Below are 3,997 nucleotides of genomic sequence, written 5' to 3'. Positions count from 1 at the left end.
TGACCCCCACCCCCAGATCAGCCCCACAGCGCAGCGCCGCGCCGCGCGCGAGTTGTCCGGCGACCGTGGGGTCAACCGGTCCCCGGCGCTCGAGCAGAGAGGCGTCCACCCCCGCCAGAGAGTGCTTGAGGTCGGTCGCGTAGACCACAAGGCCACCGCGCAGCACAGTCGAGGCCCCGGGGACGTCAGCGACGGTGCCTGCGATGAGACCGCCGGTCAGGGACTCCGCGGTGGCGAGTGTGAGCCCCGCTCCTCGGCACAGCTCCACCAGCTCAGCGGCCGTCGTGGAGACCAGCTCCCCCGCCCCGGACGCCCTCCTCACCACCATCGGAGATCAGTGCTCCGGCCGGTTGCGGGAGTCCAGCAGGTACTGCACACCGGTGATGACGGTGACCGCCACCGCGAGAAGGATCAAGGGGACCGTGATCCAGTCGGTCCAGTCCGGCAGCGGAGCGATGACCATTGCGACGGCGAACGTCTGGAGCACCGTCTTGAGCTTCCCGCCCTTCGACGCGGGAACGACCTTGCCACGTCTGGCGAGCGCCATCCGCCAGACCGTGATACCCAGTTCACGGACCACGATGACCGCGGTCACCCACCACCACAGGTCGCCGAGGATGTTCAGGGTGACCATGGCCGAGATCATCAGCGCCTTGTCGGCGACCGGATCTGCGAGTTTGCCGTAGTCGGTGATCACCTCGTAGCGGCGCGCGAGGAAGCCGTCGAGCTGGTCGGTACCCATCAGTACGCAGAACGCCACCAGGGACCACCACCGCAGTGCGGTGTCCAGATCACGCGCACCGTCGAGCGGACCGGCCGCGACGAGCAACCACACGAACACCGGGATGAGGAGGATCCGGACCGTGGTCAGGACGTTCGGGACGTTGTACCGGTGTACGGCCGTGCCCACGGTGGACCGCTGCTTCCTCCGGGAGGGTCGTCCGCCATGCTGCGTCTGTCGCTCTGTCTCCTGCACGGTCCTCACATTACCCGCACGCCCACGGGATGCGGGCGGGGAGGGCTCCCGTGCAGGTCGTCAGTCCTGTACGGCCGACGGACCTTGGCCCCGGTCCTCCAGAACGTGCCGCTCGGGACGTTCCACCACGGTGCCGCGGGAGGCGATGAGGCTGGCCACCACAGTGACCGCCAGAACACCCACGATGACGAGGAGGGACGCTCCGGTGGTGATCTCCGGGGCCCCGTGGACCCCTTCACCGCCGTTGATGAACGGCAGGGAGTTCTCGTGCAGGGCGTGGAGAACCATCTTGGCACCGATGAAGGCGAGGATGACACCCAGTCCGTAGGGCAGGTAGACGAGCCGTTCCAGCAGCCCACCGAGCAGGAAGTACATCTGCCGCAGGCCGAGCAGGGACAACGCGTTGGTCGTGAAGACAATGTAGGGTTCCTGTGTGATCCCGTAGATCGCCGGGATGGAGTCCAGGGCGAACATCACATCGGTCAGCCCGATGGCTACGAGGCAGACGAACAACGGCGTCATCGCACGCTTGCCTGCCTCACGGATCCACAGCTTGTCGGAGTTGTACCCCGAGGACACCGGGACGACCTTCCGGATGAACTTGATGATCCTCATGTCGTTCGGGTCGGTCTCGGGAACGTCCCGGACCTCGTCCGCCACAGTTTTCACGGCGATGACGAGGAGGAAGAGGCCGAAGAGGTAGAACACATCGGACCAGGCCTCGATGATCGCCGCGCCCAGGGCGATGAAGAGCCCACGGAAGACCAGGGAGAGCGCGATACCGATGAGCAGAACCTTCTGCTGGTACTTCGCCGGCACCTTGAACGCGCCCATGATCAGCGCGAAGACGAAGAGGTTGTCGACGCTCAGCGCTTTCTCCGTGACATATCCGGAGAAGAACTCCATGCCGTGAGCGTGCGGGTCGCCGGGCTCACCCCAGGTGAGCCAGAGGAAGACCCCGAAGGCGATGGACAGGGCGATGTAGAACAGAGTCCAGAAACCGGACTCCTTCATCGACGGCGCATGCGGGGTGCGGACATGCGAATAGAAATCGAAGACGAAGAACCCGGCGATCACCGCAATGGTGATGACCCAGGTGAGAGCGTTTACTTCCATGACAGAAATTCCTCCGGTCGCGAGAGTTCGGTGACCGGAGGTCTCCCCCACCACGCCGCACCCCTGACCCGGGACGTTGCGTGGTCGACACGACCGGGTGGGCCCACCCGCCCGCTACGGAGCGGACGGGCGGTGACCACCGTGTTGACGATCAGTGTCGCGGGCGGGGTACTCCCCTCCATGACAGTGGGCGAGTCTAGCAGAATCCGCCGCAGCACCGGGCGGGGGTGGCGGCGCTCAGAACACCCCTCCGGTGCCTGATGCGTCAGCGCTGACGACACGGACCGGCGCGGCGTCCACATCGGGGCCGGAACCGTCTGCACCGTCGTCTGCACCGTCGCCAGGTCCCTGCTCGTCGAGCAGTTCCTTCGGTGCGTCAGCGGGATCCGCGCCCTTGATCATCCAGATGACGGTCTCCAGCTCCTCGGGCTTGACCAGCACCTCCCGGGCCTTCGACCCCTCGGAGGGGCCGACAACCCCACGGGTCTCCATGAGGTCCATGAGACGACCGGCCTTCGCGAAACCGATGCGCAGCTTCCGCTGGAGCATGGAGGTGGACCCGAACTGACTGCTCACCACGAGTTCCACCGCCTGCAGCAGATCCTCGAGATCATCGCCGATATCGGCGTCGATCTCCTTCTTCGCCTCCACCGACTTGTCATCTGTGACGCCGTCGGTGTAGTCCGGCTCGGCCTGGTCCTTCGCCGCGTCCACCACGGCCTGGACCTCCTCATCGGTGACGAAGGCACCCTGCAGGCGCCGCGGCTTGTTCGCCCCCTGCGGGATGAACAGACCGTCGCCCATGCCGATGAGCTTCTCGGCGCCACCCTGGTCGAGGATGACGCGGGAGTCGGTGAGCGACGACGTGGCGAAGGCGAGACGGGAAGGAACGTTCGTCTTGATCAGGCCGGTGACCACATCCACCGAGGGGCGCTGCGTCGCCAGCACCAGGTGGATACCGGCGGCGCGGGCCTTCTGGGTGATGCGGACGATCGAGTCCTCGATCTCTTTCGGGGCGGTCATCATCAGGTCAGCGAGCTCGTCGACGACGCAGACGATGTAGGGGTAGGCCCGGTACTCCCGCTCGGAGCCGAGGGGAGCCTCGAACTCCCCGGAAATCACCTTCCGGTTGAAGTCCTTGATGTGACGGACACGTGCGGACTTCATGTCCAGGTACCGCTGCTCCATCTCCTCGACCAGCCATGTCAGCGCGGCCGCAGCCTTCTTCGGCTGGGTGATGATCGGGGTGATCAGGTGAGGGATGCCCTCATAGGGGGTCAGCTCAACCATCTTCGGGTCGACGAGGATGAGGCGGACCTCCTCCGGGGTCGCCCGGGTGAGGATCGAGACCAGCAGCGAGTTCACGAACGCGGACTTACCCGAACCGGTGGAACCCGCTACGAGCAGGTGCGGCATCTTCTGGATCGAGTGGGCGACCATGTCACCCTCGATGTCCTTACCCAGACCGATGAGCATCGGGTCGGGGTCCTGGGAGACCGCTGGTGCGTTCAGCACGTCCCCGAGCCGGACCATCTCGCGGTCGGAGTTCGGCACCTCGATACCGACCGCAGACTTCCCGGGGATCGGGGTGAGCAGTCGGACGTTGTCGGTGGCCACGGCGTAGGCGATGTTGGACTGCAGGTTGGTGATCTTGGAGACCTTCACGCCCGGGCCGAGTTCCACCTCGTACCGGGTGACTGTCGGGCCACGGGAGAAACCGGTGACCTGCGCGTCCACCTTGAACTCGCTGAAGACCTCGGTGATCGCCTCGATCATCCGGTCATTGGCCTCGGTCCGGGTCTTGGGCTTGTCGCCGTCGATGAGCAGGTCGGTGCTCGGCAGCTGGTAGTCGGTGGTGGTCTCCGGCTGGCGCGGGGCCGGTGCCGGTGCGGGGGTCTCCTCGCG

4 protein-coding genes are annotated in these 3,997 nt (G+C 65.8%); all 4 read right to left on the bottom strand.

Features of this window, described 5'->3' with window-relative positions:
- On the bottom strand, nt 1-328 hold a 328-nt coding region (locus QZV72_RS08215), incomplete at its 3' end, for a CinA family protein (protein ID WP_297007167.1).
- Nucleotides 329-334: 6 nt separating this feature from the next.
- Nucleotides 335-910 (bottom strand): CDP-diacylglycerol--glycerol-3-phosphate 3-phosphatidyltransferase, encoded by a 576-nt coding sequence (gene pgsA, locus QZV72_RS08210; RefSeq protein ID WP_297007164.1) that lies wholly within the window; start codon nt 908-910, stop codon nt 335-337.
- Between the two features lie 126 nt (nt 911-1,036).
- Nucleotides 1,037-2,092, bottom strand: coding sequence for a TerC family protein (locus QZV72_RS08205; RefSeq protein ID WP_297007161.1), 1,056 nt, complete (start codon nt 2,090-2,092; stop codon nt 1,037-1,039).
- A gap of 237 nt (nt 2,093-2,329) precedes the next feature.
- The coding region (locus QZV72_RS08200; RefSeq protein ID WP_297007158.1) for a DNA translocase FtsK at nt 2,330-3,997 on the bottom strand (1,668 nt) is incomplete at its 5' end.

It is taken from the genome of uncultured Corynebacterium sp., assembly GCF_902782855.1.
Classification (GTDB): domain Bacteria; phylum Actinomycetota; class Actinomycetes; order Mycobacteriales; family Mycobacteriaceae; genus Corynebacterium.
Note: the sequence above shows the minus strand (reverse complement) of the source record. Positions and strands in the feature narration are given on the sequence as shown.

Bases quoted from the DNA above. Each gene is read 5' to 3' on its own strand.
- QZV72_RS08205 (WP_297007161.1), bottom strand. From the start codon at position 2,092: ATGGAAGTAAACGCTCTCACCTGGGTCATCACCATTGCGGTGATCGCC.